General features: G+C 55.9%; 29 protein-coding genes and 1 tRNA gene. 8 read left to right on the forward strand and 22 right to left on the reverse strand.

The window, feature by feature from the left end:
• Positions 1 to 38: 38 nt before the first annotated feature.
• The 8 genes from hpaA to hpaG all read right to left on the reverse strand — a co-directional run bounded on the left by hpaA (position 39) and on the right by hpaG (position 7,964).
• Positions 39 to 929 carry a 4-hydroxyphenylacetate catabolism regulatory protein HpaA gene (hpaA, locus tag IM282_RS05105; protein ID WP_022646953.1) on the reverse strand — a complete coding sequence of 297 codons (891 nt, stop codon included), beginning with the start codon at positions 927 to 929 and terminating at the stop codon, positions 39 to 41.
• Complete coding sequence (gene hpaX / locus IM282_RS05110) at positions 901 to 2,247, reverse strand: 4-hydroxyphenylacetate permease (protein ID WP_063842017.1); 1,347 nt, start codon at positions 2,245 to 2,247, stop codon at positions 901 to 903. The genes hpaA and hpaX overlap by 29 nt, the downstream gene beginning before the upstream one ends.
• Positions 2,248 to 2,268: 21 nt before the next feature.
• Positions 2,269 to 3,066: a 4-hydroxy-2-oxoheptanedioate aldolase gene (gene hpaI / locus IM282_RS05115; protein WP_022646955.1), complete on the reverse strand. Its 798-nt coding sequence runs from the start codon at positions 3,064 to 3,066 to the stop codon at positions 2,269 to 2,271.
• 10 nt (positions 3,067 to 3,076) lie between these two features.
• Positions 3,077 to 3,880, reverse strand: a complete 804-nt coding sequence (gene hpaH / locus IM282_RS05120; protein ID WP_015572593.1) for a 2-oxo-hept-4-ene-1,7-dioate hydratase — start codon at positions 3,878 to 3,880, stop codon at positions 3,077 to 3,079.
• A 99-nt stretch (positions 3,881 to 3,979) separates the two neighbouring features.
• Positions 3,980 to 4,360 (reverse strand): 5-carboxymethyl-2-hydroxymuconate Delta-isomerase, encoded by a 381-nt coding sequence (locus IM282_RS05125; protein WP_046619808.1) that lies wholly within the window; start codon positions 4,358 to 4,360, stop codon positions 3,980 to 3,982.
• A 9-nt stretch (positions 4,361 to 4,369) separates the two neighbouring features.
• Positions 4,370 to 5,221: a 3,4-dihydroxyphenylacetate 2,3-dioxygenase gene (hpaD, locus tag IM282_RS05130; protein WP_192970207.1), complete on the reverse strand. Its 852-nt coding sequence runs from the start codon at positions 5,219 to 5,221 to the stop codon at positions 4,370 to 4,372.
• A gap of 2 nt (positions 5,222 to 5,223) precedes the next feature.
• Positions 5,224 to 6,690 carry a 5-carboxymethyl-2-hydroxymuconate semialdehyde dehydrogenase gene (gene hpaE / locus IM282_RS05135; protein WP_022646959.1) on the reverse strand — a complete coding sequence of 489 codons (1,467 nt, stop codon included), beginning with the start codon at positions 6,688 to 6,690 and terminating at the stop codon, positions 5,224 to 5,226.
• Positions 6,687 to 7,964: a 4-hydroxyphenylacetate degradation bifunctional isomerase/decarboxylase gene (hpaG, locus tag IM282_RS05140; RefSeq protein ID WP_045309045.1), complete on the reverse strand. Its 1,278-nt coding sequence runs from the start codon at positions 7,962 to 7,964 to the stop codon at positions 6,687 to 6,689. The genes hpaE and hpaG overlap by 4 nt, the downstream gene beginning before the upstream one ends.
• 268 nt (positions 7,965 to 8,232) lie before the next feature.
• On the opposite strand from hpaG, the gene hpaR reads away from it, so the two are divergent.
• Complete coding sequence (gene hpaR, locus IM282_RS05145) at positions 8,233 to 8,673, forward strand: homoprotocatechuate degradation operon regulator HpaR (RefSeq protein WP_045621229.1); 441 nt, start codon at positions 8,233 to 8,235, stop codon at positions 8,671 to 8,673.
• An 83-nt stretch (positions 8,674 to 8,756) separates the two neighbouring features.
• A complete protein-coding gene (gene tsr, locus IM282_RS05150; RefSeq protein WP_023305399.1) occupies positions 8,757 to 10,421 on the forward strand; it encodes a methyl-accepting chemotaxis protein in 1,665 nt (554 codons plus the stop codon).
• A gap of 181 nt (positions 10,422 to 10,602) precedes the next feature.
• On the opposite strand, the gene IM282_RS05155 is transcribed toward tsr, so the two are convergent.
• The 9 genes from IM282_RS05155 to IM282_RS05195 all read right to left on the reverse strand — a co-directional run bounded on the left by IM282_RS05155 (position 10,603) and on the right by IM282_RS05195 (position 17,896).
• Positions 10,603 to 11,112: a GNAT family N-acetyltransferase gene (locus IM282_RS05155; protein ID WP_048966619.1), complete on the reverse strand. Its 510-nt coding sequence runs from the start codon at positions 11,110 to 11,112 to the stop codon at positions 10,603 to 10,605.
• Positions 11,112 to 13,403 (reverse strand): phosphatidylglycerol--membrane-oligosaccharide glycerophosphotransferase, encoded by a 2,292-nt coding sequence (gene opgB, locus IM282_RS05160; protein ID WP_063146390.1) that lies wholly within the window; start codon positions 13,401 to 13,403, stop codon positions 11,112 to 11,114. The genes IM282_RS05155 and opgB overlap by 1 nt, the downstream gene beginning before the upstream one ends.
• Positions 13,404 to 13,674: 271 nt before the next feature.
• Positions 13,675 to 14,157 carry a DUF2501 domain-containing protein gene (locus tag IM282_RS05165; protein ID WP_022646964.1) on the reverse strand — a complete coding sequence of 161 codons (483 nt, stop codon included), beginning with the start codon at positions 14,155 to 14,157 and terminating at the stop codon, positions 13,675 to 13,677.
• A gap of 84 nt (positions 14,158 to 14,241) precedes the next feature.
• The gene (gene dnaC, locus IM282_RS05170) at positions 14,242 to 14,979 is read right to left on the reverse strand and encodes a DNA replication protein DnaC (RefSeq protein WP_003856580.1); all 738 of its coding nucleotides are present in this window, start codon (positions 14,977 to 14,979) and stop codon (positions 14,242 to 14,244) included.
• Positions 14,976 to 15,521 (reverse strand): primosomal protein DnaT, encoded by a 546-nt coding sequence (gene dnaT, locus IM282_RS05175; RefSeq protein ID WP_023299265.1) that lies wholly within the window; start codon positions 15,519 to 15,521, stop codon positions 14,976 to 14,978. Before dnaT ends, dnaC begins: the two co-directional genes overlap by 4 nt.
• Before the next feature lie 124 nt (positions 15,522 to 15,645).
• A complete protein-coding gene (locus IM282_RS05180) occupies positions 15,646 to 16,074 on the reverse strand; it encodes an organic hydroperoxide resistance protein (protein ID WP_003856578.1) in 429 nt (142 codons plus the stop codon).
• Between the two features lie 84 nt (positions 16,075 to 16,158).
• On the reverse strand, positions 16,159 to 16,611 hold the full coding sequence (locus IM282_RS05185) for a MarR family winged helix-turn-helix transcriptional regulator (protein ID WP_022646966.1): 453 nt from the start codon (positions 16,609 to 16,611) through the stop codon (positions 16,159 to 16,161).
• 44 nt (positions 16,612 to 16,655) lie between these two features.
• Positions 16,656 to 17,129: a threonine/serine exporter gene (locus IM282_RS05190; protein ID WP_032621429.1), complete on the reverse strand. Its 474-nt coding sequence runs from the start codon at positions 17,127 to 17,129 to the stop codon at positions 16,656 to 16,658.
• Positions 17,120 to 17,896, reverse strand: coding sequence for a threonine/serine exporter ThrE family protein (locus IM282_RS05195; protein WP_017383842.1), 777 nt, complete (start codon positions 17,894 to 17,896; stop codon positions 17,120 to 17,122). The genes IM282_RS05190 and IM282_RS05195 overlap by 10 nt, the downstream gene beginning before the upstream one ends.
• A 389-nt stretch (positions 17,897 to 18,285) precedes the next feature.
• Between IM282_RS05195 and IM282_RS05200 the strand changes: the two genes are divergently transcribed.
• Positions 18,286 to 19,023, forward strand: coding sequence for a response regulator transcription factor (locus tag IM282_RS05200; protein ID WP_022646969.1), 738 nt, complete (start codon positions 18,286 to 18,288; stop codon positions 19,021 to 19,023).
• A complete protein-coding gene (bglJ, locus tag IM282_RS05205; RefSeq protein ID WP_063849736.1) occupies positions 19,020 to 19,655 on the forward strand; it encodes a DNA-binding transcriptional activator BglJ in 636 nt (211 codons plus the stop codon). The genes IM282_RS05200 and bglJ overlap by 4 nt, the downstream gene beginning before the upstream one ends.
• A gap of 37 nt (positions 19,656 to 19,692) precedes the next feature.
• Here bglJ and IM282_RS05210 read toward each other — a convergent pair whose 3' ends face one another.
• Entirely contained in the window at positions 19,693 to 20,151 is a 459-nt protein-coding gene (locus IM282_RS05210; RefSeq protein WP_022646971.1) for a YbaK/EbsC family protein, read from the reverse strand.
• Between the two features lie 328 nt (positions 20,152 to 20,479).
• On the opposite strand from IM282_RS05210, the gene IM282_RS05215 reads away from it, so the two are divergent.
• Complete coding sequence (locus IM282_RS05215) at positions 20,480 to 21,826, forward strand: PTS cellobiose transporter subunit IIC (RefSeq protein ID WP_006810218.1); 1,347 nt, start codon at positions 20,480 to 20,482, stop codon at positions 21,824 to 21,826.
• A gap of 77 nt (positions 21,827 to 21,903) precedes the next feature.
• Here IM282_RS05215 and fhuF read toward each other — a convergent pair whose 3' ends face one another.
• Positions 21,904 to 22,692 (reverse strand): siderophore-iron reductase FhuF, encoded by a 789-nt coding sequence (gene fhuF, locus IM282_RS05220; RefSeq protein ID WP_022646974.1) that lies wholly within the window; start codon positions 22,690 to 22,692, stop codon positions 21,904 to 21,906.
• A 95-nt stretch (positions 22,693 to 22,787) separates the two neighbouring features.
• Positions 22,788 to 23,852: a GGDEF domain-containing protein gene (locus IM282_RS05225; protein WP_192970208.1), complete on the reverse strand. Its 1,065-nt coding sequence runs from the start codon at positions 23,850 to 23,852 to the stop codon at positions 22,788 to 22,790.
• A gap of 216 nt (positions 23,853 to 24,068) precedes the next feature.
• Here IM282_RS05225 and IM282_RS05230 point away from each other — a divergent pair, with 216 nt between their 5' ends.
• Entirely contained in the window at positions 24,069 to 24,338 is a 270-nt protein-coding gene (locus IM282_RS05230) for a DUF1435 domain-containing protein (protein ID WP_026080652.1), read from the forward strand.
• Positions 24,339 to 24,380: 42 nt separating this feature from the next.
• Here the strand turns inward: IM282_RS05230 and IM282_RS05235 are convergent.
• Positions 24,381 to 24,467 (reverse strand) — tRNA-Leu (locus IM282_RS05235).
• A 144-nt stretch (positions 24,468 to 24,611) separates the two neighbouring features.
• A complete protein-coding gene (gene rsmC / locus IM282_RS05240) occupies positions 24,612 to 25,640 on the reverse strand; it encodes a 16S rRNA (guanine(1207)-N(2))-methyltransferase RsmC (protein WP_032625390.1) in 1,029 nt (342 codons plus the stop codon).
• Positions 25,641 to 25,742: 102 nt separating this feature from the next.
• Between rsmC and IM282_RS05245 the strand changes: the two genes are divergently transcribed.
• Positions 25,743 to 26,156 (forward strand): DNA polymerase III subunit psi, encoded by a 414-nt coding sequence (locus tag IM282_RS05245; protein ID WP_022646978.1) that lies wholly within the window; start codon positions 25,743 to 25,745, stop codon positions 26,154 to 26,156.
• On the forward strand, positions 26,125 to 26,568 hold the full coding sequence (gene rimI, locus IM282_RS05250) for a ribosomal protein S18-alanine N-acetyltransferase (RefSeq protein WP_022646979.1): 444 nt from the start codon (positions 26,125 to 26,127) through the stop codon (positions 26,566 to 26,568). Before IM282_RS05245 ends, rimI begins: the two co-directional genes overlap by 32 nt.
• The last annotated feature ends 6 nt before the right edge of the window (positions 26,569 to 26,574 follow it).

Here is a 26,574-nt window from a genome sequence, read left to right on the forward strand (position 1 = left end):
TGGCGCTGCGCTTACCCGCCCTACGAACCGTGATGCGTTCAGGAAACCGGTACTTTCTGCGCCCGGTATGCGCTGGGTGAGCACCCCGTCAGTCGGTTGAAAAAACGGGCGAAATAGGCCGGATCTTTAAACCCCAGTTGCCAGGCAATTTCGCTCACTGTGCTGTCGGAAAACAGCAGCAAGCGCCTGGCTTCCCGCAGCTGGCGGTCGAAGATCAGCCGTTTCGGCGAGCGGTTGGCAAAGCGGCGGCAGATATCGGTCAGGCGGGATTCGGTAAGATGCAGTTCGCTGGCGTATTCCGGCACCGTCCAGTGCTCGTGGTAATGCGCATCTGTCAGCTGGTTAAAGCGCTGAAACAGCTTCAGCTCGCCGCGCATGCCGCCTGAAGCGTGGTCGTCGAGCTTCGCGTTGCGCAGCAGCAGGGTAAATACGGCCTGCGCCAGCAGAACCAGCGTATGCTCACGGCCCGGCAGCTGTTCCGTGGATTCCCGGGCAATGAGCTGCCAGTAATGCTTCAGCGCCGCCAGCTCGTCAGGCCTGTCGGCAAGCGACAGGCAGATCCCCGGCAGACCGAACGCCTCCCGCGTGCCGGGGTAGAGCACTTCTAACAACGGCCAGATAAGATCCTCGCGCACCGTCAGCACGTGGCCGTCGCTGTCGGATTCAGTGATAAACGCGTGCGGCACCGACGGCGGCGTCAGAACGAACAGCGGCGCCTGCACCGAGTAGCGGTGGTCGTCGAGCTGCAGCTCAATCTGCCCGGTGTCGAGAAAATGCATCTGAAAATACTGGTCGTGGCGGTGCGCCTGCATGTCGCGGCCAAAAAAGGCCGCCATGCGGGCGAACGACTGGTAGTGCACATCGTCGGTGCCCAGACTTTCGTCGTACTCCTTGCTGATATCAATGTTGGCGATAGGGCTCTGGCACATGATCGTTCCTCTTTTGAACCCGCTGCGTCATCGGAATGCGCGTCAGCACCAGCGCGCCCACTACCAGCAGACCCGCCACGAACCACAGCCCCGAGCTGAAGCTGCCGGTCGCGTCGCGCAGAATACCAATCAGCAATGGGCTGACGGCAGACCCGACGTTGCCGATGGCGTTGATCACCGCCAGCGCCACCGCGCGGGATTGCAGGCTAATCACCTGGTCCGGCGTGGTCCAGAATATCGCCATGGCGGTAAACGATCCGGTTGAGGCCATGATGATGCCAAGCAGCTGGATCAGGCTGTGATCGGTCGCCGAGGCCAGCATCCATCCCGCCGCCGCAAACAGATACGGCAGGATGGTGTGCTTTTTTCGCTCTTTCAGCCTGTCGGAGCGGCGGCTCCACCAGATCATCCCGAGGATGGTGCAAAACTGCGGGATCGCCGCCAGCAGGCCAATCACGATATTGCTGCTGCCGGTGTTGAAGCTTTGCAGGATCTGCGGCGTCCAGATGTTGATCGCGCTCAGCGTATTCGTCAGGCAGAAGTAGGCCAGCGTGTAGAGCAGTACGGCGGGCGTCAGCACCTCGCGCAGCGTCGATCGCGGCGTGGCGACGTGCGCAATGGCCAGTTCCTGCTCGCGGGCGATCATCGTTTTGAGTGCCTGCTTTTCATCATCATCCAGCCAGGTGGCCTGATCCGGGGTGTCGTTAAGGTAGAACCAGGTCACCACGCCGAGCACCACCGACGGCAGCCCCTCCAACAGGAACAGCCACTGCCAGCCCTTCAGGTTCCACAGCCCGTCCATCGCCAGAATGTACCCGGAGAGGATCGAGCCGAGCATCATGGTCACCGGCATGGCGATCATAAACAACGCGTTGGCGCGGGCGCGGTGATACGCCGGGAACCACCAGGTGAGATAGACCAGGATCCCCGGCAGGAAACCGGCTTCGGCAATGCCCACCAGCATGCGCAGGACGTAGAGCGTTTCGGGGCTGGTGGCGAACATGGTGCAGGTAGAGGCGATGCCCCACACCACCATGATCCCGGCGATCCAGCGCCGCGCGCCGATTTTCGCCAGCATGATGTTGCTGGGGATCCCGCACAGCACGTAGGTGACGTAAAACAGGGTCGCGGCCAGGCCAAACATGGTCGACGTGAGGCCCAGATCTTTGCCCATCGTTAGCCCGGCAAAGCCGATGTTGATGCGATCGAGAAACGAAAAGACAAACAGGATAAAGAGAAACACGATCAAACGACGGAACAGCTTGTTGATAACGCGATGTTCTATATCTTTCTTATCTTGCAGGGTAGAGGTCGTCATGCTGCGCTCCAGATCTTACGTTTAGTAGACGGATTTATTGTTATTAACTGACGTAACCGGTTGTTCGATAAAGCGTGCCGCCAGCGCTTCCGCGCCGCGGGCGAGCAGGGTGGTGTCGACGCCGACGGCGACAAACAGCGCGCCGAGTGCAAGGTAACGTTTCGCCAGCTGCTCGTTCGCCATCAGGATGCCGGGCGCTTTACCGGCGGCGCGTATCTGCGCGATCGCCTGCTCAATGGCGGCCTGCACCTCCGGGTGCTGCGGATTACCGGCAAAGCCCATGTCGGCACTCAGATCCGCCGGGCCGATAAACACGCCGTCGACGCCGTCCACGTCCAGGATCTGCGGCAGGTTTTTCAGCGCTCTTAGGGTTTCGATTTGCACCAGCACGCACATGGCGTCGTTAGCCTGATGCAGATAGTCCGGGATACGGTTCCAGCGCGACGCCCGCGCCAGCGCGCTGCCGACGCCGCGAATGCCCGCGGGCGGATAGCGGGTGGCGCTGACCGCCAGCCGCGCTTCGTCGGCGTTTTGCACCATCGGCACCAGCAGGGTTTGCACCCCCACGTCCAGCAGCTGCTTGATCTGCACCGGATCGTTCCACGACGGGCGCACCACCGGCTGGCTGGGATAAGGGGCGATGGCCTGTAGCTGAGTCAGAACGGTCTGCACGCTGTTTGGCGCGTGCTCCCCGTCGATCAGCAGCCAGTCAAAACCGGCCCCGGCCAATAGCTCAGCGCTGTAGCTGCTGGTTAGCCCCAGCCATAACCCGATTTGCGGTCGGCCCGCTTTCAGCGCCGCTTTGAATGCGTTTTGCATGATCATCTCCTTACACAAAGCGGCAGCTGATGGAGCCCATGTTGCCGTAGTCGACGTGGAAGGTGTCGCCTCTGCTGGCGGCAACCGGGCGGGTAAACGAGCCGCCGAGGATGATCTGGCCTGGCTCAAGCTGCACGTCGTATGGCGCGAGTTTGTTCGCCAGCCACGCCACGCCGTTCGCCGGATGATTAAGGACGCCTGCGGCCACGCCGGTCTCTTCGATCACGCCGTTGCGGTAGAGCAGGGCGGAGATCCAGCGCAGATCCAGCTCGTCGGGTTTAATCGGGCGGCCGCCGAGGATCACGCCCGCGTTGGCGGCGTTATCGGAGATAGTGTCGAATACCTTGCGCGGGCGCTGGGTTTCCGGGTCAACGTTGTGGCAGCGGGCGTCGATCAGCTCCAGGGCAGGGATGACGTAATCCGTGGCGTTGTAAACGTCGAAGATCGTGCAGTTCGGGCCGCGCAGCGGTTTTGCCAGCACGAAGGCCAGCTCCACTTCGATGCGCGGGACGATAAAGCGATCCACGGGAATGTCGCTGCCGTCGTGGAAGAACATATCGTCCAGCAGCGCGCCGTAGTCTGGCTCGCTGATCTGCGAGCTGGCCTGCATCGCTTTGGAGGTGAGGCCGATCTTGTGGCCTTTCAGCACGCGGCCTTCGGCAATTTTCAGGCTCACCCATTCGCGCTGGACGGCGTAGGCGTCTTCAATGGTGATCTCCGGATACTCAAGCGAGATCGCGCGGATCTGCTCCCGGGATTGTTCCGCCTGATGCAGGCGGTGGGCGATCAGGGTATGGGTGTGTTTGTCGAGCATGGCGATATCCTGTTGTTGCCGGGTGGCGCGTAGCGATCCCGGCCTACGTTCGAGCCGTTGTAGGCCCGGTAAGCGAAGCGCCACCGGGCGAGCAGACGGCTACTTAAACAACGCGTGCACGTTGTTCTGCTTGTAATTGAGCGTCGGGTGCAGCTCGTCGAGCTCGAAAGACAGCGCCAGATAGCGGGCGGTCATCAGCGCTGCAAAATGCGTTTTGATCAGCGCAAACAGCATTTCACCGACCTCTTCCCGGCTCTCCAGACTGCGCCCGGCGCCGATTTTGAGCGTCATATGCACAAAGGCGTAATCGTGCTTGCCGTCGGCCATCTGCCAGGTGTCCAGCCAGTGGGCGCGGCTGCGGATACCGCCGAGCGGGAAAATACCCGTGGCGGCGAGCGCCTCGTTCACTTTGGCAAACAGCCCCGGCAGGTCGGCCTGCTCGCGGATGTTGTCGGTACATTCAGCAATAAAGTGCGGCATGGTGGCTCCTTACGCGGGCAGCGGGAAAACGGCGTTGACCTGGCCGGTGCCGGAGCTGGCGAACGGCTCGGTGAGAAACTCCACCTTACCGTCGTAGTTGTCCCAGCCGAGCACCCCCAGCAGCATCACCGTGTCGTGCATGTTGCCCTCGCCGTAGCAGTAGTCGGCGTACTCCGGCAGCATGCTGCAAAACTCTTTGAACTGCCCCTCGCGCCACAGCTTCACTACCCGCTCATCCATCTGGCGGTCAAACTCGCGGGTATAGCTGTTCATCCCTTCCTCCGCGCGCTGGTCGTCGATAAAGCGGTGCGACAGCGAGCCGCTGGCGAGCACCGCCACGGTGCCGTCGTATTTTTCGATGGCGCTGACGATGGCCTCGCCCAGCCTGCGGCTGTCGGCGAAGTCGTGAACCGTGCAGAACGCCGAGATGGAGACCACTTTGAAGTGCTTATCCGCGTTCATGTAGCGCATCGGCACCAGCGTGCCGTACTCCAGCTTGAGGCTCGGGATGTTGTGCGCCTTGGCGCGCACGCCAAGCTTCACCGCTTCGTCGGCGATCAGCTGGCCGAGTTCCGGGTTGCCGTCGTAGTCGTAGGTCATGTCGCGAATAAAATGCGGCAGCTCGTTGCTGGTGTAGACGCCTGAAAAATGGTCCGCACAGTTGATGTGATACGCGCTGTTCACCAGCCAGTGGGTGTCGAAGACGATAATGGTATCGACGCCCAGCTCGCGGCAGCGCTTGCTGATCTCTTTATGCCCGTCGATGGCTGACTGGCGGCAGCCGTGGTTTTTGCCCGGCAGTTCAGAGAGATACATTGACGGCACGTGGGTGATTTTTGCCGCTAACGCTAACTTTCCCATGATCAGATCCCCCATTTTGGAATCGGATGGTCGCCCATGGAGATACAGACGTTTTTCATCTCCGCGAAGACCTCAAAGCTGTACTCGCCGCCCTCACGCCCGGTGCCGGAGGCCTTCACGCCGCCAAACGGCTGGCGCAGGTCGCGCACGTTCTGGGTGTTAACGAACACCATGCCGGCTTCAATGTTGCGCGCCAGACGCAGCACTTTGCTGACGTCCTGCGTCCAGATGTACGACGCCAGGCCATACTCCACGTCGTTTGCCAGGCGCAGGCCTTCCGCTTCGTCCTTAAACGGCAGCAGGCAGGCCACCGGCCCGAAGATCTCCTCCTGCGCCACGCGCATGCGGTTATCGACATCGGCCAGCACGGTCGGGCGCAGGAAATTGCCGCCTTTCAGGTGCGCAGGCAGATCGGTCGGTTTGTCCGGGCCGCCCGCCAGCAGGGTTGCCCCCTCTTCAATGCCGAGGCGGATGTAGCCGGAGACCTTCTCCCAGTGCTGCTTGCTAATCAGCGCGCCAATCTGGGTGTTCGGATCGGTCGGGTCGCCCACGCGCAGGCGGCTGGCGCGCTCGGCAAAGCGTTTGACGAACTCCGGGTAGATGCTCTGCTGGATGAAGATGCGCGAGCCGGCGGTGCAGCGTTCGCCGTTGATGGAGAAGATGGTGAACAGGGCGGCGTCCAGCGCGCGCTCGATGTCGGCGTCTTCAAATATCAGCACCGGAGATTTGCCGCCCAGCTCCATGGAATACTTCTTCAGCCCGGCGTTTTTCATGATGTTACGCCCGGTGGCGGTGCCGCCGGTGAAGGAGACGGCGCGCACGTCATGATGACGCACCAGCGCGTCGCCCGCCGTGGCGCCATAGCCCTGCACTACGTTCAGCACGCCCGCCGGAATGCCCGCCTCCAGCGCCAGCTCGCCCAGACGGTCGGCGGTCAGCGGGGAGAGCTCGGACATCTTCAGCACCGCGGTGTTACCCAGCGCCAGGCACGGCGCGACCTTCCAGGTGGCGGTCATAAACGGCACATTCCACGGCGACACCAGCGCACAAACGCCTACCGGCTGCACGAGGGTGTAGTTGAGCATCTTGTCATCGACCGGGTAGGTTTTGCCGTTCATCTGCTGGCACACCTCGGCGAAAAACTCAAAGTTGTGCGAGGCGCGTGGAATGAGCACGTTTTTGGTCTGGTGGATCGGCAGGCCCGTGTCGGCGGTTTCCATGGCGGCAATGTCCGGCACGTTCTGGTCAATCAGATCCCCCAGGCGACGCATCAGGCGCGCACGCTCCTTCATCGGCAGGTTGGCCCATTTCGGGAACGCCTCTTTGGCGGCGGCAACGGCCTGATGGATTTCGGCTTCGCCGCCGGAGGCCACTTCTGCCAGCACCTCGCCGGAGGCCGGGTTAGTGGTTTGGAAGTACTCACTTCCGGCGACGTTTTTCCCGTTGATCCAGTGGTTAATCTTTTTCATTTTGCAGTCTCCTCACTGACAATTCGGTTTACCAGGCGGCCTACGCCTTCCACTTCCACTACCACTTCATCGCCCGGTACCACGTCGGACAGCCCCTTCGGCGTGCCGGTGGCAATCATGTCGCCCGGTTGCAGGGTCATGAAATCGCTCAGATACGCAATCAGGAATGGGATGCTGAAAATGAGATCGGCGGTGGTGCCTTCCTGACGCAGTTCACCGTTGACGTAGGTGCGAAGACGAAGGTTGTGCGGGTCAGGGATGGCTTCTTTTGGCACTACGTTCGGGCTGATGGGGGTCAGCCCGTCGCGGCTTTTCACCCGCAGGTTCGGGCGATAGTAATTTTCGAGATAATCGCGGATGGCGTAGTCGTTGCACACCGTGTAGCCCGCAACATAGTCCATCGCCTCGGCTTCGCTGACCTTACGCGTGGTTTTACCGATGACCACCACCAGCTCGGCTTCGTAATGCATGTATTCAATGTTGTTTGGGCGCACCGAGGTCTGGTTGTCGCCGTTAAAGGTGTTCGGCGCTTTGATAAACACCAGCGGCTCGGTGGGCGGTTTGAAGTCCAGCTCGCTGGCGTGATCGGCGTAGTTCAGGCCGAGGGCGAACAGCGTGGCGTGCGGCGGCGTGCGCGAAGCGATGGTAACGTCGCGTTCCTCCACCACCGGGTTTTCCAGCGGCGGAAATCCCTCCGCCAGAATGCGTACCCGATCGCCCGGGCGAATTTCGACGCGGCTTTGCGGGGTACCGAGCAATATCGCATCGCCGGGGTTCAGGGTGGCAAATTCGCTCAGGGCGCTCAGCAGTTCGGCGGCGTTGCGGTGCAGATCGGCCGTGTTCCAGTGGTCCGCTTCGCGACCGTTGATCTCGGTGATGATGGTCAGGTTGTCCACGTTATCAACGGCGACAGGTTCGCCGAGCGGGCAAAATCCATCCCGGCATTTGGCTTTAATAGCCGGGCGGTAGAAGCTCTCTTCCGGCAGGCTGATTTCGTTGGCCAGCGCGTAGCCGGCGATGTACGCCGCCGCCTCTTCAACGCGTACTTTGCTGGCGGTTTTGCCCACCACCAGCGCCACCGTTGCGCCGCTTAACACGGTTTCTCCCTGCGGGAAGGGAATCGGCTCGCCTGCGCGAATAACAGTGTTATGTGGCTTGATAAACCACACCGCCGTTTTTGGCGGCGCGTTATAGGGGGCTTTTTCAAACGCCTCAGCCCAGGCCGCACGCTGGCTTTGGTGGTTTAGCGCTACGGCAAAAACAGTACCTTTCATTCCCATACTCCTCAAACCGGCTGTCCGGTTTTTATTTCATTAATATGTTAATGATCTGGTTTTATGCTTTTGCTGTTCGTTTCGCAATCAGAAGTGAATAATTTGTGATATGAATAACAATAAATTTACACCAATGGTTTAATTATCATTTAAATCAATGCATTAAAAAAATGACGTTGTTTCTGTTAGACTTTTTGGGTTACAACGTATTGTCTATAAAAGCATCTGTTTTAAATTGTTTACTTGTTAATGATGTAAGGGGAAGGTGATGCATGATTCATTAACCATCGCGCTGTTGCAGGCGCGTGAAGCGGCGATGGGCTACTTCCGCCCGATAGTGAAACGGCATAATCTGACCGAGCAGCAGTGGCGTATCGTCCGCGTACTGGCCGAGCATCCCTCCATGGATTTCCATGATCTGGCGTTCCGCACCTGCATTTTGCGCCCAAGCCTGACCGGCATTCTGACGCGGATGGAGCGCGACGGTCTGGTGCTGCGCTTAAAGCCGGTGAATGACCAGCGCAAGCTGTACGTATCGCTGACGAAAGAAGGCAACGCGCTGTACCAGCGTGCTCAGGCTCAGGTGGAAGAGGCGTACCAGCAGATTGAGGCGGAATATACCCCGGAGAAGATGAAGCAGCTCACGGCGCTGCTGGAAGAGTTTATTGAACTCGGAAACCGACATATTGCCGCGCGGGACGAAGCGTAAAAACCCTAAATTCCAGGATGATTTTCGTAAAGTTTTCTCATGCCAGGCCGAATATTCTGTATCTGTCTGAGGAAAGAGAAAACATGTTAAATCGTATCAAGATTGTCACCAGCTTACTGCTGGTTTTAGCGATATTTGGCCTTTTACAACTCACATCCGGTGGTCTTTTCTTCAATGCCCTGAAGCATGACAAAGAGAATTTCACCATCCTGCAAACCATTCGCCAGCAACAATCCACCCTGAACGGTAGCTGGGTGGCGCTGCTGCAAACCCGTAACACCCTGAACCGCGCGGGTATCCGCTATATGATGGATCAGAACAATATCGGCAGCGGCTCAACCGTCGCCGAGCTGATGCAGATTGCCTCTGCGTCTCTGAAACAGGCGGAAAAAAACTGGGCGGATTACGAAGCACTTCCGCGCGACCCGCGTCAGAGCGACGCTGCGGCACTGGAAATCAAACGTAATTACGATATCTACCACGGCGCGCTGGCCGAGCTGATCCAGCTGCTGGGGGCGGGCAAGATCAACGAGTTCTTCGACCAGCCGACCCAGAGCTATCAGGATGGCTTTGAGAAGCAGTACGTCAGCTACCTGCAACAAAACGACGCGCTCTATCAGACCGCGGTTGAAGACAGCAACAGCTCTTACCGCCAGGCTATCTGGGTGCTGATTAGCGTGCTGGCTGCGGTGCTGGTGGTGATTGTTGCCGTCTGGCTGGGTATTCGTCAGGCGCTGATTTCGCCGCTGAACCGTCTGATTGACAGCATTCGTCATATCGCCAGCGGCGACCTGGTGAAGCGCATCGACGTGGAAGGCTCCAACGAGATGGGTGAACTGGCTGACTCCCTGCGCCATATGCAGGGCGAGCTGGTGCGTACCGTGGGTGACGTGCGTAACGGCGCAAACGCCATTTACAGCGGTGCGAGCGAAATCTCGATGGGCAATAACGATCTCTCATCCCGTACCGAGCAGCAGGCTGCCTCTCTGGAAGAGACCGCCGCCAGTATGGAACAGCTGACCGCCACCGTGAAGCAAAACGCCGAGAATGCCCGTCAGGCGAGCAACCTGGCCCTGAGCGCATCCGAAACCGCGCAGAAAGGCGGGAAAGTGGTGGATAACGTGGTGCAGACCATGCGCGACATCGCCGGCAGTTCGCAGAAAATCGCCGATATTATCAGCGTGATCGACGGGATTGCTTTCCAGACTAATATTCTGGCGCTGAACGCGGCGGTAGAAGCGGCACGTGCGGGCGAGCAGGGCCGCGGCTTTGCGGTGGTTGCAGGTGAAGTACGAAACCTGGCGCAGCGCAGCGCCCAGGCGGCTCGCGAGATCAAGAGCCTGATTGAAGACTCCGTGGGGCGCGTGGAATTGGGATCAACGCTGGTAGAAAGCGCCGGTGAAACCATGGGTGAGATCGTGAATGCGGTAACGCGCGTGACGGACATCATGGGCGAAATCGCGTCTGCGTCTGATGAGCAGAGCCGCGGTATCGACCAGGTGGGGCTGGCGGTGGCGGAGATGGATCGCGTGACCCAGCAGAACGCCTCGCTGGTGGAAGAGTCTGCGGCGGCCGCGGCGGCACTGGAAGAGCAGGCGAGCCGTCTGACGCAGGCCGTTGCGGTGTTCCGTATTCAGCAGGAACAGATGAAGGCGCGCGAGTTCGCCTCCGCGAAAAGCGTTGCCGCACCGGTAGTGGCGCGTAAACCGGCGACCGCAGATGCGGGCGATAACTGGGAAACGTTCTGACGTTGTGTGTTTTGCCGGGTGGCGGCTACGCCTTACCCGGCCTACGGATTGTGGGTTTTGCCGGGTGGCGGCTACGCCTTACCCGGCCTACGGATTGTGCAATTTGCCGGGTGGCTGCGTCTGACCTGGCCTGCGGAATTGGGTTTTGTAGGCCCGGTAAGCGCAGCGCCACCGGGCGATTTTACAGAGGCAGGCGCATGGCGCAGCGGGAACCATACGCTAAACCGTGCGCCGTCTCTTCTTCACGTTTCTGGCGCATTTCCGGCGTCAGCGTCGTCATCATTTCAAACCCTAATCGCCTGTAGTAGGGCGCGTTCCACGAGACATCACGAAACGTCGTTAACGTCAGCGAGGTTAGCCCCAGCGTGCGGGCATGCTCTGCGACACGGTTAATCAACCGGCGTCCGAGACCTCGTCCCTGCCAGTCCAGATGAACCGAAAGTTCCACAATAAACAGCGAAGATGGCTGGGCTTCGGCGAGAATAAAGCCCACGGGCCTGTCATCAGCCAGTGCCAGCCAGCTTAATCCGCGTCCGGCGTAACCGAGGTGATCTTCAACGGAAATAACCTCGCTGTCTGCCAGCCAGGCCAGCTCAGGAACGTCGCGAAATCGCTGCCCCGCCGCGCGTTCAATGGCGGGCAGGGCAGCGACGTCGTCGATGCGCGTCGGGCGAAGGGTGAACGCCGTCATCAGCCAGCGCTGCTCACAATTTTAATCTCCACCATGCCGATCCCCAGCTTGCGCGGAGCGTGACCGAGAATATTCCCTTCGTTAGTGGACTGCGGCTCGGGCGGCACAATGACCAGCGTATTGCTGCGTGTGGGGTTATCGAAATGCAGCGTGCTGGTGGTGACATCATTGCTCAGCGTCAGCATCTGTTCTTTATCGCCGACGCGCACCGGCACAGGACGGTTTGCGTTGGGACCAAATGCCCTGGCGGTGATCACCAGATCGAATTTCTCCGGCAGCGGATGGGTATACTCAATTTTCACCTCATCACCTAACTGCGCGTTAGACCAGCGCCCCCACGATTCGGGACGTGAAATACCGCTGAACTGCTTCACCTCTTCAGGCGCGCCGGCAACGTTAAAGATAAAGCTGTCAGCTTTATAACGAATGTCGTTGTCGACGATTTTCAGCAGGTCTACGTTGCGCTGATAGCGTGCGGTATCAATAACCGTATCTTTAAACGCGGTTTTCCCCTGCCACTGCGGTTTATCAACGTGTTGCACGGTCTGCTCGCCACCGAGTTGCCCCTGAGAGACGCACCAGTCGGTGGACAGTGACAGCTCTTGTGACCAGAGCTGGCCCATTTTGTAGCATTTATCGACCCAGACGAAATTATCGCGCGGGGCGAATTCCGCCAGCTGGAAGCGCAGTGGCGCGGAGTATTCGCTTTCCGGTAGCGGCTCGACGCGGTTATCCGATACGCGCAGCAGCAGAGGCAGGCGGAAATGGCTGCCGGAGAACGCGATCATTTTTTTATCCTGATCGATGGTGAAGTCGTTTATCTCTTTCGGGAAGTTCCACAGGCGAATGATATCCGGCTTCCAGGCGAGGATTTTTTCCTTCATGTTGAGGAAGATTTCCGACAGGGACTGGCCCGACAACGTACTGCGGCCCAGGCCAATGAAGTTATCGCCACCCAGAATATCCAGCACGGTGGCGCCGTTATCCATCGAGTTACGTTTAGCGGCAATGATCTCCTGCTGCGGTTTATCGCCGCGCAGCACAAAGAACAGGTTGCTGCGATCCAGCTTATTCAGCTCATCCCAGGCGCTGTTTTTCATCGCCAGATGGTCAGATGAGACGACGATGACCGTATTTTTGAAATACGGCGACGCTTTGATTTTCTCGATTAACGCCGCGATATGTTCCTGGCTACAGGTCACAGCGCTGAACGACTTGTTGTTTTTACCGTCAATGTCGTAGCCCTGACGTTTACAGGTGCGTGAGACGAAACCATCCGGATGATGCGTGTCGACGGTCAACGCAAACAGCGAGAAGCGTTTACCGGCGCGGGAAAGCTCCTCGAATTTCTTCCAGGTTTCATCCAGAACGGTATCGTCGTAAAAGCCCCAGTCGTTGCGGTAGGCCGGATCGGCGACCGTGGTTTTCAGCTCTTCGGAACCATATAAGTGATCGAAACCGTGGGATCTCAGGAACACATCTTTCCCGGCAAAGCGCAGGTTAGCGCCCTGCATAAAGTAGTTTTCATAGCCCGAGTTTTTCAGGATATCGCCGAGGCAAATGTTCTGCGGGAAGAAGCTCGACATCGAGGCGGAGGCGTTGCCTTCAAACGGGGCGAACAGGGGAATGCCGCACTGGGAAGCCACCATCCCGGCGATGGTGTAATCCGTGCCAGGCAGTTGCATGGTGTGGCTGAAGTCGAGGCCCTGGTTTTTCAGCGCGCCGAGCTCTGGCGTCAGGTTCGGGAAAGCATCGTTATCAAACCAGGTGCGTTCCAGACTTTCGCCGTATATATAGACCAGGTTGAGTCTGGGATTGTCGATCTTCTTCGAGGGTTCTTTGTAATAGGCCGCAAAGTCCGGATCGCCATCGCGCGACTGGGATTTTACCAGCTCGGTAATTTGATGGAATGCCGGGCTGGCATCCACGGAGGCCAGCGCCAGGCACAGCGCCAGCAGGCTGTAGCCATGATGATGCGGACGGTGACGGCGACGGCGCAGAACCCAGGCCAGCGCGGCGAAGATGCCCACCAGGGCGACCACCAGCCCCAGACCCGGAAGGATGTACTTACCCACACCAGCGCCGGTGAGGCTGTTGGTCAACGTGTAGAGCACCGCGTCGTTAATACCGTCGCCGGTAAAGTAATCGCTGGCATATAACGTAATGTTTAAAACAATAAAAATGCCGAGCACCACCAGGGTGGCCACAAACCACCAGGTGTGACGACCGGCTTTCCAGGCATAAACGCCGATGGAAGCCAGGAAAAGGACAAGGGACATTAACTCTGACAACAGCAGATCCTCATCATGCCGGACGCTTAGCCGGCTAATTGCTTATTTTTTGGGTAATACAATGTAATTGCGATGTCGCTTAGCTGCAATTTTAGTGTCACGAAAGTGTGCTGTTGTTAGGATTTGGTTTATAAAATCGGATTTTTGAATACAGTCGCATCGTGGCACACGGAGGCTGAGGTGGTGGCAGGGGGTAAAAAAACGCACTTCACGCCGCGGTGTAAGACTAACGTAATAAACCCGGCGTGTTGTGGCAGAAAATGGGAGGCGATCAGGAGAGGAAATTAACGCCTTGTTTCAGCACCAGATCGCAGGCTTTCGTTTTCACCTGTTTCGCCAGAGATGAATTTCCAAGGGTGCTGAGGTTCAGCTGCTGACCATTTTGCGCGTTCAGCAGGCCCTGAATACCGTCCATATAGTTGGTGTCCGCTTTCTGCTCCTGGGTGTCCAGTCCCAGTTTACCCAACACCTGGTTTTTGATGTTTTCGGTATCGGTGACGGAAGCCAGTTTCTGCTTCGCGCAGTATTCCAGAATACCCGCCGCGTTGTTCATCGTTCCGGCACTCAGGCTTTGGGAGCTGTTGCCCAGCAGGCCGGTGAGGGACGAGGCTGACAGTCCGCCCTGGGACGTGCCGCTCTCTTTGGTTAACTCACTTGCTGCGCTGGAGAGCGACTCCTGCCATGATGCGGCCTGCGCTGCGCCAGTCACCAGCAGGGCGCCAGTAAGGATGCTGATAAGAAATTGTTTTTTCATAATGATTTACTCAACAAGGTCCGTTTTGGGCCAGAAGTGGGTTCAGTATATACCTCTGCTCTTCCGGCGCTCCCTGGAAATATCTTAATACTCTTTGCCGGTGACGCGGCTGCGGTAGCTGTCCCAGTCGAAGATGACGTACAGGCTGTTACCCAGCTTCATGCGATCCATCACCCGCTCGCCAAGAAGTCGGGTCATCTCGTCGATATTGTGGTTCGTCAACATACCGGTTGGGCGTTTTGACGACGAACGGCGATCGACAATCTGGTTGATGATCACTTTTTCGTAGCGGGACTCCGTCTGGACACCGATCTCGTCGATGACCAGCAAATCCACGTTACTTAAATCATTCAGCAACTGTTCTTCGCTGGTTTCGCGATTACTGAAGGTGTCTTTCATGGCGGACATAATATCGGCCACGGTGATAATCAGCACTGACTTCCCGCGCAGCAGCAGCTCGTTGCAGATAGCGGCGGCGAGGTGATTTTTCCCGGTGCCGGGTTTTCCGCTAAAGATGAAGCTGGCGATGTTGCCGTCAAATTCATCCACGTACTGGCGCGCCTGGTTAAGGGCGTTCATCTGCCCCTGAGACTCGACCTTATAATTCTCGAAGGAGCAGTTCTGGTGCAGAGGGCGAATGCCCGAGCGGTTAAAGGTGCGCTGCATTTTCATCGCGCGGTTTTCGCGGGCGAGGGCTGCCGCGCGAATTTTACCCTGCTCTTTTTGCCATGCCAGCAGCTCTTCACCGGTGGTGAAGGCGGGCTTCACGTTGGCAGGCATCATCTTCTGCAAACGTTTCATCAAGTCGCCGACGTTTTTCATTTCGCACCTCGGAATCCATCAGGGATTTTTTTGTCCGGTTCTGAAAAAGCATTGATATCACGTTTTGGCTGGCCGTTGTTGCTGGCGCGGTTGATTTGCAGACTGCGCGCGAATTTTTGCTGCCACTGAACATGGTGGAAGACTTTTCCTTCAGCTTGCCAGTATGCGGTAAAGGCTGCCAGCTCTTCCGGTGTCGCGGGCTGCGAGAGGGCTATTCCCCATAAGGCCGCCTGCCGCTGAAAATCGGCGTCCGGCTGCCAACCGGCGTACATGGGAAATTTCCCCATTGGAACGGCCACCGGGGCGCTGGCGGGTTCGTCAAAAAACTGATTATCCAGCATGACATCGCTCGCCGGGCGCGACAGCTTCTCTTCAATTTCCAGAAGCTGCGCCAGACGTTCCGGCGTGACCGCATAAAACGCCGGGGCGTTGTCGGCAAATACCGCGAGCGTGCCGCCTTCGGCGTGCGTCAACACACCGCGAGGATCGCGCATAAAGGCATCAATGCCAGCAATGCTGGTGGTCAGAATTCTGGAGGACATAACACTTTCTCAACTGATTACTACGGGCGTGATTGAGGGTTATGGTAGCACAGAGAGAGGGGAGGAAAGGAGAGGATTTCCCCGGTGGCGTTACGCTTACCGGGGCTAAAATCACAGGGGCTGGTTACGCGATGATATTCAGCGTCACGTCGATATTGCCGCGCGTCGCGTTAGAGTACGGACAGACGATGTGCGCCGCATCCACCAGTTTTTTGGCTTCCGCTGCGTCCATCCCTTCAACGTGGATGTTCAGCTTCGCTTCGATACCAAAACCGGTTGGCAGCGGGCCAATCCCTACTTCGCCTTCAATAAAGGCGTCTTTTGGCAGAGCGAATTTATCGCGTGCCGCAACGAACTTCATTGCGCCCAGGAAGCAGGCGGAGTAGCCCGCAGCGAACAGCTGTTCAGGGTTGGTTACTTCACCCCCCATGCCGCCCATCTCTTTTGGCACACCCAGTTTGACATCCAGAACGCCATCGGAAGACGTGGCGCGGCCATCACGGCCTCCGGTTGCTTTGGCTTTGGCAGTGTAGACAACTTTTTCTAAAGACATGGCAGGTTCCTCATCTTACGTTTATATGCGCTATTAAATAGCGCGCGATGTTTTAAGTTAAAATTAGACGCGTAAAGTACAGCCTTACGCGCGATGCAGCTGTTGGCGCAAACTTTCGAGCTGTTGCTTGAGCGCCAGCATGGTGTCGGTATCACACTGCGCTGCACAGCCCACGGCGTGGGGTATCGTCACGGCCTGCTGTTGCAGCGCCCGACCCGCGTCGCTCAGGGTGACGGCGACCTGACGCTCATCCTGACGGGAACGCTGGCGGAGGATCAATCCTGCGCTTTCCAGGCGTTTCAGCAGGGGAGTCAGCGTGGCGGAATCCAGGAATAGCCGCTCGCCAATGTCTGACACCGTAATATCATCCTGTTCCCACAGCACCAGCATCACCAGGTATTGCGGGTAGGTCAGATTAAGCGGCGCCAGCAGTTGCCGGTACAGCTTGTTAAGCGCCAGATTTGCCGAATAGAGGGCAAAACAGAGCTGGTTATCCAGCAGAAGCGCGTTGGTGGTGTCGTTCGTTTTTGCGTCCATGAAATGAATATAGATAGTGCGCGATACAATTGCAAGCGATTTTATTATACGCGTGGACGTTTGCGGTAAAGCCATAAGCCGGGGATCGACAGGCCGATGGAGAGCGCACCCACGATCGACGAGGCTTTAAGGAAGTTGCTCAGGAGCAGGATCATCTGGGGTTCGCTGTAGCCAAAATGGCTGATTTTGACGGCGGAGATCATCGCCGTATAGGCTGAAATGCCTGGGAACATAGGAATCACTGCCGCCACGGTGAATACCTTCGGGTGCGCCAGATACCAGCGGGACCACTGAATACCGATGCTGCCAACCAGCATGGAGGCGATAAACGTCGACCATTCAATATTAAAGCCCGCTGTCATCATGATCATACGAGAGCCGTGGCCAATGGCACCCAGCAGCGCACACCAGGGTAATGCACGCTGTGGGACGTTAAACACCATCGCAAAACCAACGGCGGGAAGGGCAGACAAGAGCATGTCCTGTGCCAGTGCGAGCATAAAATCCATCACGCCCATCCGCGTAACCCCCAGAGTGTCATGGCCATTACCACCCCGATACAGGTCGCCAGCGTCAGCAGGCTGGCTATCGCCCAGCGCGCCAGACCGGTGTTGATATGGCCTTTGAACATATCAGCGACGGCATTAATTAAGGGAAAACCCGGCACCAGCAGCAATACGCTGGCGGCCATCGCAACAGTAGGCGTGCTGGCGAAGTAGGGCTGGCGCAAAAGCAGGCCGGATACGGTTGTCGCCACAAATGCCGTGATGCAGAAGTTAATTTGCGGATGTAGCTGTCTGTGCGTCAACAGCTGGCGGACATACATTGCGATGCTGCTGGCAAAGAAGGTCACGACAGCGCCGTCCCAGCCGCCCGCGTTGAGCTTGCAGAAGCAGGCGCAGGACAGTCCCACCATCAGCACAACCAGCCAGCGCGGATACCGGAGGGGTTTGATTTGATTGAAACGTTTTTCTATCTCCCGGAGATCGAGCAGCTTGTGTTCAGCAAGGATCACGATGTGCTGCACTTCCGTCACGACGTGCATGTTAATGCCGCGGTCATGATTTTTACGGGTGGAGGTCAGGCACTGTCCGTCTTTAATGGTGGTCAGCACAATGGCATTTGACGAGATGGAACTCTCAACGCTGTCCATCCCCAGCGCCAGCCCAAGGCGTGTGGAGAGCTCTTCGACGAGGGCGCTTTCTGCGCCGTGCTGTAAGAGAAAAAGCCCGCACTGAATACATAGCCGCGTGGTGGCACGTTGCGTAGACCGATCTGCCTGCATGAAACGCCCTGAAGAGAAGAGAGATTGCTTACTTTTAACACAAAGTGCAGGGCCCTTTGCGCTGGGCCAGATCAACATTTGTGCGATCAGTGGCGCGATGGGGGCGGAGGAAAGACAGCATTGTTATTTATTTAATGAATATGAAATTAGGATTTATAAAAACAATATATTAAGTATTTCTAATTTCATATTTTCGATCTTTTCACGCAATTTGAATTAAATTTAAATGGTCTTTATGCGATATTAGGCCTGTATTGGGCGTTTCTTAACCCATGTGATATTTGTTCTATTTTGCGAGTATTAACCCGTTTGTACTTCGGAATGCAAACGTGTTTAACCTTGCAGGGTTAGTTCGTTCTTAAATAAAGAATTCATGACAGGGAGGGTCTATGTTGCCATTGAATGGTAAACACGGAGTGGTGATCAGCAGAGTACCGGTTATGCAAAATGGGTTAGGTGGCGTCATGTCGCGTCATTTTCCCGATTTTGAGATAACGTACTGCCGTTCGATGCAGGAGTTGACGTTATTACAATTGCGTCGCGCTGGGGTCGTTATTGCCGATATTTCGGGTGAGTATCGTAATCCACGCGGCACGCTTGAGCAATATTATGGGTTAATGAATCAGTACCGGGATATTCACTGGATATTCCTCGTTTCGCGCCCCCTTTATCCACTTGCAGTAGAGCTTCTTATGCGTCCGGAAAGCACGCTGCTTTCGGATATGGAACCCATTGAAGGCGTAATTAACGCTATTCGCGCGGGGAGTGAACGTGCCGAGCGAATAAGCCAGACGTTATTGATACCGGAAAATCCTGATATTGAAGAGGAGAGTGAGCAAATGATTGCGCTTACCCACTCTGAACGCAAGGTGTTGCGTTTGTTAGGTAAAGGTTGGGGAATCAACCAAATAGCCACGCTACTTAATAAAAGTAATAAAACGATCAGTGCACAGAAAAACAGTGCAATGCGTCGCTTATCACTTCGCAGTAATGCCGATATGTACGCGTGGATAAGCAGTACCCAGGGAATGCGAGAACTCAGTTTAATGTCGGCTTATGGAGAGTTTGAGGAATGGAAAAGACCACTGCAACAAAACATATCGCCGTCATCGAAAGCTGCTCAATGAGCGCTATGGGGCTGAAGCATCTTTTTGCGATGCCCGCCCTAAGCCATTACCAGGTGCACCTGTTTGCCAGATTTGACAGCTTCAAAGCGGCGCTCTCGGAAATCTCATTCTTTGCCGTAATTTATTCATTGTCCGATGAGCGTGAGGAGCGGCGAAACTGTCTGGCCTGTTTGCGGGATCTCACCTTCACCCACAGCGACGTCAAGCGTATCGTGCTGGCCTCTGATGAAATGGAGGCGAGACTGGTCAGCCATCTTTCGCCTTCTCGCTTACATGGAATTATCAGTAAATCGGTTCCGCTGAAGCAGTTAATGGAGGGGCTGGAGACATTACTCAGCGAAACGCATCACGTGAACGACAACGTGTACAATCACTGGTGTGTGAGCCAGCATCGTATGCTAAGCCCAACTGAAAGGGCGATTCTGCGATATATGTCATCGGGTTTTTCGATCCCTGAAATTGCGGCACAGCTTGAACGCAATATCAAAACCATCCGGGCGCATAAGTTTAACGCAATGGTAAAATTGGGCGTCAATTCTGATGTGGGATTACTGGATGCGGCAGATATCCTGGCGCATCTCCCGGTCAGGGAAATACGCCGTTCCGCTCTCACCGTTCCTTCTTTCTCGTAGTGTTAAGTGATGCGCCAGAATTTTTCTGGCGCAACGTTCAAATACAGACATCAACCCATTTTGCTGCGGTCAGTTCCGCCATTCTGTCGGGCGATATACGCACCGCACTGTGGATGGCGCCCGCTGCGGGTAACACTTCGGCGTACTGTTTTAAAGTGATGTCACAGTAAACAGAGAGCGGATTTTCCAGTCCAAAAGGGCAGACGCCGCCAACAGGATGACCCGTCAGGGTTACTACCTCATCGCAGCTGAGCATGCGGGCTTTTGCGCCGAATGTCTCTTTGAGCTTTTTGTTATCCAGACGCGCATCGCCTTTTGCAACCACCAGAATCACATCATTTTTAATTTTCAGTGACAGCGTTTTGGCAATTTGGCCGGGTTCAACGTTGTGCGCGGCAGCAGCAAGGGCAACAGTCGCTGTGCTTTGGTTAAGCTCGATGATTTCTATATCCGGAGCGTGTTCGGCGAAAAACTGCTGTACAGACTGCAAACTCATTGATTCCTCCTGACAAATATCTTCCGTAATCTGTCATAAGAATTTAGTCGCTGTAAATATCCCTTAAGTAACAAATATCCGTCAGGGGCGATTTCTGGATCGCCTTCACATTCACAGAAACCGGTTACAGTAACCGGTTGCAGAGCGTGATGCAGAGATTAATACTGAGTGTGTAACTTCCCCTGTATCTAATAATAAGAGCTAAGTATGAAACCATTCCGTTTGAGCAGTACCGCAGGTACACGATCCGGCAAGGTTGTGACGCTGATGTATGGAACAACGTGTGACGTGAGAACGTCCGAAACGAACGTCTGACAGGAGATCTGCTATGTCTGCCAACCATGCTGCATTTAATCTGATTTTCCGCTTCGTTGAAAATTATGTCAGCCCTATTGCCGGGCGCATCTCTTCCCAGCGTCACGTTATGGCGATTCGTGACGGGTTCATCTCGGCAATGCCGTTTATGATTGTCGGGTCGTTTTTATTAGTGTTCGCTTACCCACCTTTTTCGCCAGATACCACCTGGGGCTTTGCTCGCGCCTGGCTGGATATGGCGAAGCAGTTTGAAGGTCAAATTCTGACGCCGTTTGATATGACGATGGGGGTGATGTCCCTCTATATCTGTGCGGCTATCGCCTACAACCTGGGCAAACATTACGTTAAAACCCATCAGCTGGATCCGTTCATGTGCGCGATGCTGTCGCTGATGGCGTTCCTGCTGGTCGCCGCCCCTAAAACCAAAGGCGCCTTACCGGTTGATAGCCTTGGAGGGACCGGGATTTTCACCGCGATCCTGGTGGCGATTTACTGCGTTGAGATGATGCGTTTCCTGAAAGCACATAATATCGGGATCCGCCTGCCAGATCAGGTTCCGCCGATGATCAAAAACTCGTTTGACCTGCTGATCCCGGTGCTGGTGGTGGTGCTGACACTCTATCCGCTGAGTCTGTTGATCCAGTCGCAGTTCGGTATGCTGATCCCACAGGCCATCATGTCGATATTCAAACCGCTGGTCTCTGCGGCGGACTCGCTGCCAGCGATCCTGCTGGCGGTGCTGATTGGCCACCTGCTGTGGTTTGCCGGGATCCACGGCGCAGCGATTGTCTCGGGTATGCTGCAAATGTTCTGGCTGACGAACCTGGGGGCGAACCAGACCGCGCTGGCGGCGAGCCTGCCTTTACCACACATCTTTATGGAAGCCTTCTGGACGTTCTTTATTGTGATCGGTGGGTCAGGAGCGACGATGGGGCTGGTGTTCTGTTACCTGCGTAGCCGCTCCGCGCACCTGCGCTCCATTGGACGTCTGAGCGTGGTGCCAAGCATTTTCAATATCAATGAACCGGTGATTTTTGGTACGCCGATTGTGATGAACCCGGTGTTCTTTATTCCTTTCCTGCTGGCGCCGATGGTCAATGCCGTACTGGCATGGGCAGCGATGAAGTTTGATCTGATTGGCCGCGTGATTTCCGTTGTGCCGTGGACGGCACCGGCTCCGGTTGGTGCCGCCTGGGCGCTGGGCTGGGATTTCCGTGCAGCCATTCTGGTGCTGGTTTTGGCCTGCGTTTCCGCCATTATCTATTTCCCGTTCTTCAAGGTGTACGAGAAACAGTTGCTTCAGCAGGAAGCGGAAGAAGCACAGCGTAATGGGGAAGAGGAAAATCAGCAGGTCGCTTAGGTAAAAGCAAAACGGCAACGCAGGTTGCCGTTTTTAGTGTTTGTTCCCTCTCTCTGCGGGTTTCAGGCAGGGCCAGACTACTTAAGCGTGCAATCGCCGCACTGCTGGACATCCGGCAGACGGTAGCGCTGACAGCAGGTACGACGCACCAGAAGTCCCTCACGCGGAACCACGGTGCGGTAAAGAGGGTTATCCCGCCCATCCGACAGCTGTCTGGCAAAGAAACAGCTCTGACGCAGCGCATCCACTTTCTCGTCGCCGAGCAGCGGCTTCATCTCCGTTAAATACCAGTGGATAAGATACCCGGTATTACTCCAGATCAGTTTGCCGTTGATCTCCCCCGTCGCTTCCAGCGCATCAATGACCGGAACCAGCGCTCTTGTAATCAGTCGTTCCATACGCGCCTGCGCTGACAGGTGACTCGCGCTCGGATCTTCGTGTACATCAATCCAGAAACAGGCGGCGCGTCCGGTCTCATGGAATTCGACGTGGAAATGTTCCGACGAGAGATCGAGCATCGTTTCCTGGGTCAACAGGGCCAGCATGACAGGCGGCACCATCAGCCCGATATACCATTGTGCCCAGAGGGAAAGCAGCGGTTTATTTTCCCGCGCCAGCGTCGGTTGGTTACGATAAATATGGTCGGAATAGGTTGCCAGCAGTGATCGCAGCTCGGCAGGTCGTTGCCACTGAGTCAGCGTCAGAGCATGATGCGGCGGTGCTTCATCCAGTTTGATGAAATCCAGCAGATGGGCGCGTGTTACGGCGATTTTTTCCCGAATGGCATCCGCAAGCGTCGTTTCTCCGGCGGAGAGTGGAGCTCGCCAGAGCAGTGGCTCAACGATGTGTGCGGTACGAGTCGCCATAGTGTGGATTACAAATCTAAATGATAATGATTGCCAATCCTAACTATAGATAAAACCGAGCGCAAGCGTTTTATCCTGGCGCTGTGAAGGCGGTTTCAGGCGATATGAAGCTCGTCGCTCAGCAGAATGCTGTTGCGTCCCATATGCTTGGCTTCATAGAGGGCTTTATCGGCTTTCGCCAGTGCGCCATCAACGTCTTCACCTTCGAACATGGCTATGCCAATGCTGATGGTCACGTTAGTGGCGACGCTTTCGTTAAACATGTGGGGGATTTTGAGATCGTAAACCTTCTGACGTATGCGTTCAGCTGTCTGGCGCGCTTGCTCCAGTGGGATGTTACTTAACAGCACCATAAATTCTTCCCCGCCAAACCGGGCGACAACATCGCGTGAGCGCACGGCGTCGCGGATCGCAGCCGAGACCCTGATCAAGGCCTGATCGCCCATCATATGGCCGTAATGATCGTTGTAGGCTTTGAAATGGTCGATATCCATCAGCAGCACAAAGTGCTCGCCAGCGTCAGGCCTGGGGAGGTTCTCAAGCCGGCTTTGCAGCCCGCGACGGTTATATAGGCCGGTGAGCGGGTCCATCATGCTGAGATCGGTCAGGGTTTCACGCTCTTCCAGCAGTTCGGAAAGCAGCTCCTGGGCGAAACGGTCATTACGCCGCTGAAGAACATGATGGATACCAATGGCGACCACCGGCAGCGCGAAAAAATAGGCCATTCTCAGCCAGTTTTCGGACGGGCTAAGCCACAGGCAGGATATAAAAGCGGGAAATGAATGTAACGTAAAGGCTTTAATATTACTGGCGAAAGCCAGAGACCCTATAAAAAGCACTGTTAATAGCGCCATCATTAAATAGGTTGCGTGATCGTGCGTTATTAACAGAAATTTTGAGACGATCTGCCATGCCCATAAAAACCCAAAAATAGCTGAAACAGCAGGGATATTTATTTTTCGCGTGCTATTTTTCCAGTGCCAGATAAGTAAGCCAGTGCTGGCAGCCAATACGGCAAACAGGGGGACTGATAACACACGAACGGAATAGAGAGGGTTTGTTACCGAGAACAATGCTGATGCAGCGTTCAGAAATAAAAATAAACGTAAAGAAAGCTGATATTTCTTGTTGACTAAGGACAGCCAGGATTGTGATGTCATATGCGTGCGTTTTTATTAAAACTCAATTAAAACAATGAGCAAGGTGTTGTTATGTATTATTGGTCGCTACAAAATTGAATTTTTATTATCAGAAAAACGTTATCGGAAGTTAACAGGTGGGCAATTTATCACCTTACACATTCTCTGTCATTATGGGAAAGCAATTGCTGGCGCAATTTCTTACGTCGCATGCTGACAAGTGATAATTACTATCATATGATACTGGTTATCATTATCAGTGCGAGAGGTGAAACCATGTTGAGCAAAGCGCTGGGAAGTGGGTGGGGAATATTGCTGCCTGGTTCCATTATCGGTGGGCTGATGTTTGCCGATCTTCCCATTGATGTCTGGAAAGCAATGATTGTTTCGGGCTTGCTGGTGACATCCGCGATGATCTGGCACAAACAGTTACGGCATTACGTGCTGTTGCCATCATGCGTTGCGCTAATCAGTGGACTGCTGGTGATTCTGATGAGTTTGAAATAAAAGGGAAAAACAAGAGGTACTGCTGAAGGGATGTAAGATAATTGGTGCGAGGGGGGGGACTTGAACCCCCACGTCCGTAAGGACACTAACACCTGAAGCTAGCGCGTCTACCAATTCCGCCACCTTCGCATACCATCGACACTGTAAAAGTATCGTAACCACGGAGGCGCATTCTAGATGTTTTCAGCTTTACGTCAACAGAAAATTGCGCACGTTGTTTTGATTGCTGCAAAAATGGGCGATGGCAGCGTCAGCCATCGCCGGGCAGGGGAATTACTTTTTCGCCTGGCGCGTCATCACGGTGCGATACACCTTAAAGCGGCCTGTCTGGGCGATCACTTCGTGGAAGCCGAAGGTTTCATCCAGCACTTTCGGATACGCCAGGAAGGCATTCGCCACAATACGTAGCTCACCGCCGCTGTTAAGGTGACGGGTTGCGCCACGGATCAGCGTTTGCGCCGCTTCAAGGCTGGTCTCCATCCCGTCGTGGAACGGCGGGTTAGAGATGATCATGTCAAAGCGACCGGTCACGTCGGAGAAAACGTTGCTGGCGATCACTTCGCCTTCAATGCCATTCGCAGCAAGCGTGGCGCGGCTGGCTTCTACCGCCGGGGCGCTCACGTCACACAGGGTTAAACGCACTTTTGGTGAGTGGCTGGCGAGAACCGTTGACAGCACGCCCGCGCCACAGCCGACGTCCAGCACCTTGCCCTTGGTGTGCGGCGTCAGGGTGGAAAGCAGCAGCTTGCTGCCCGTATCGAGCGCGTCACGGCTAAACACACCCGGCAGGGTTTTAATGGTCAGGCCGTCAAGCTGGTACTCGTCCCAGAAGGTGTTGGCATCAAAAGTGGTCTGTTTTTCCAGACGGCCATGATACAGGCCGCAGCGTCGGGCGCTGTCGATTTTCGTCAACGGCGCGTAGCCTTCGAGCATCTGCTCTGCGCTTCGCACCCCGCTGCGGTTCTCACCGACGACAAAAATATCGCAGCCGACCGGCAGCAGAGAAAGCAGGTTCATCAGCTGGAACTGGGCTTCCGGTTTGTTCTTCGGCCAGTAGTAAATGAGCGTATCGCAGTCAGCAATATCGCTCTGCTCCGCCACCAGGCTAAAGCGTGCGCGCTCGCCCATCTGGCGGCTCAGCACCTGCCAGTGGTGGTAGTATTGGGTGTGGGCACGGCTTTCAGCACAGTCGAAACGTGCGGGCAGGTCATCCTGCATATCTCCGGCAAACAGAATACGGCTTTCTTCGAAATCATCACTGTGACGCAGCAAGACTTCACTTGCCGGGGTAAATGCAGACATGAATTGTTCCTCAATAAACTCAGGCGGGGATTATAGTAGGTAGATGGCGCAGTTTCGACACATTTGCTATATTTGCGCGCCTGAGAGACAGGAGTTTTCGCTATGACATCCCGACGAGACTGGCAGTTGCAGCAGCTGGGCATCACCCAGTGGGCTTTGCGTCGCCCGACGGCGTTGCGGGGCGAAATAGCCATCTCCATCCCTGCGCATGTCCGCCTGGTGATGGTGGCAGAAGCGCCGCCTGCCCTGAACGAACCCCTGATTGAGGATGTCCTTCGCACCCTGAAGGTGACAAACGATCAGGTATTACAGCTGGCGCCCGAAAGCGTCGCGATGCTTCCCCCTGACAGCCGCTGTAACAGCTGGCGAATCGGGGCGGTGGATGAGCTACCTCTTGAAGGAAGCCAGATCAGCTCGCCAGCGCTGGACGAACTGAAAGCCAACCCAAAAGCGCGTAGCGCGCTATGGCAACAAATTTGCGAATATGAACACGATTTCTTCCCTCACGACGGCTGACCTGGCCACCGCGTTCGCGATTGAAACACGCGCCCATGCCTTTCCGTGGAGCGAAAAGACGTTTGCCAGCAATCAGGGCGAACGCTATTTAAATCTCCGCCTGGACGTTGACGGTGCGATGGCCGCGTTCGCCATCACGCAGGTCGTTCTGGACGAGGCGACGCTGTTTAATATCGCGGTCGATCCCGCTTACCAGCGCCGCGGGCTGGGCAGGGATCTGCTTGAGCACCTCATTCGTGAGCTGGAAACCCGTGACGTTTTCACCCTGTGGCTGGAGGTGCGCGCGTCCAATGTCGCCGCCATCGCGCTTTATGAAAGCTTAGGCTTCAACGAGGCGACTATCCGCCGTAACTACTACCCCACCGCAGAGGGACGTGAAGACGCCATTATCATGGCTCTGCCGATTGGATAACGAAAA

The organism is Enterobacter cloacae complex sp. P29RS (genome assembly GCF_014893445.1).
Lineage (GTDB): Bacteria > Pseudomonadota > Gammaproteobacteria > Enterobacterales > Enterobacteriaceae > Enterobacter > Enterobacter intestinihominis.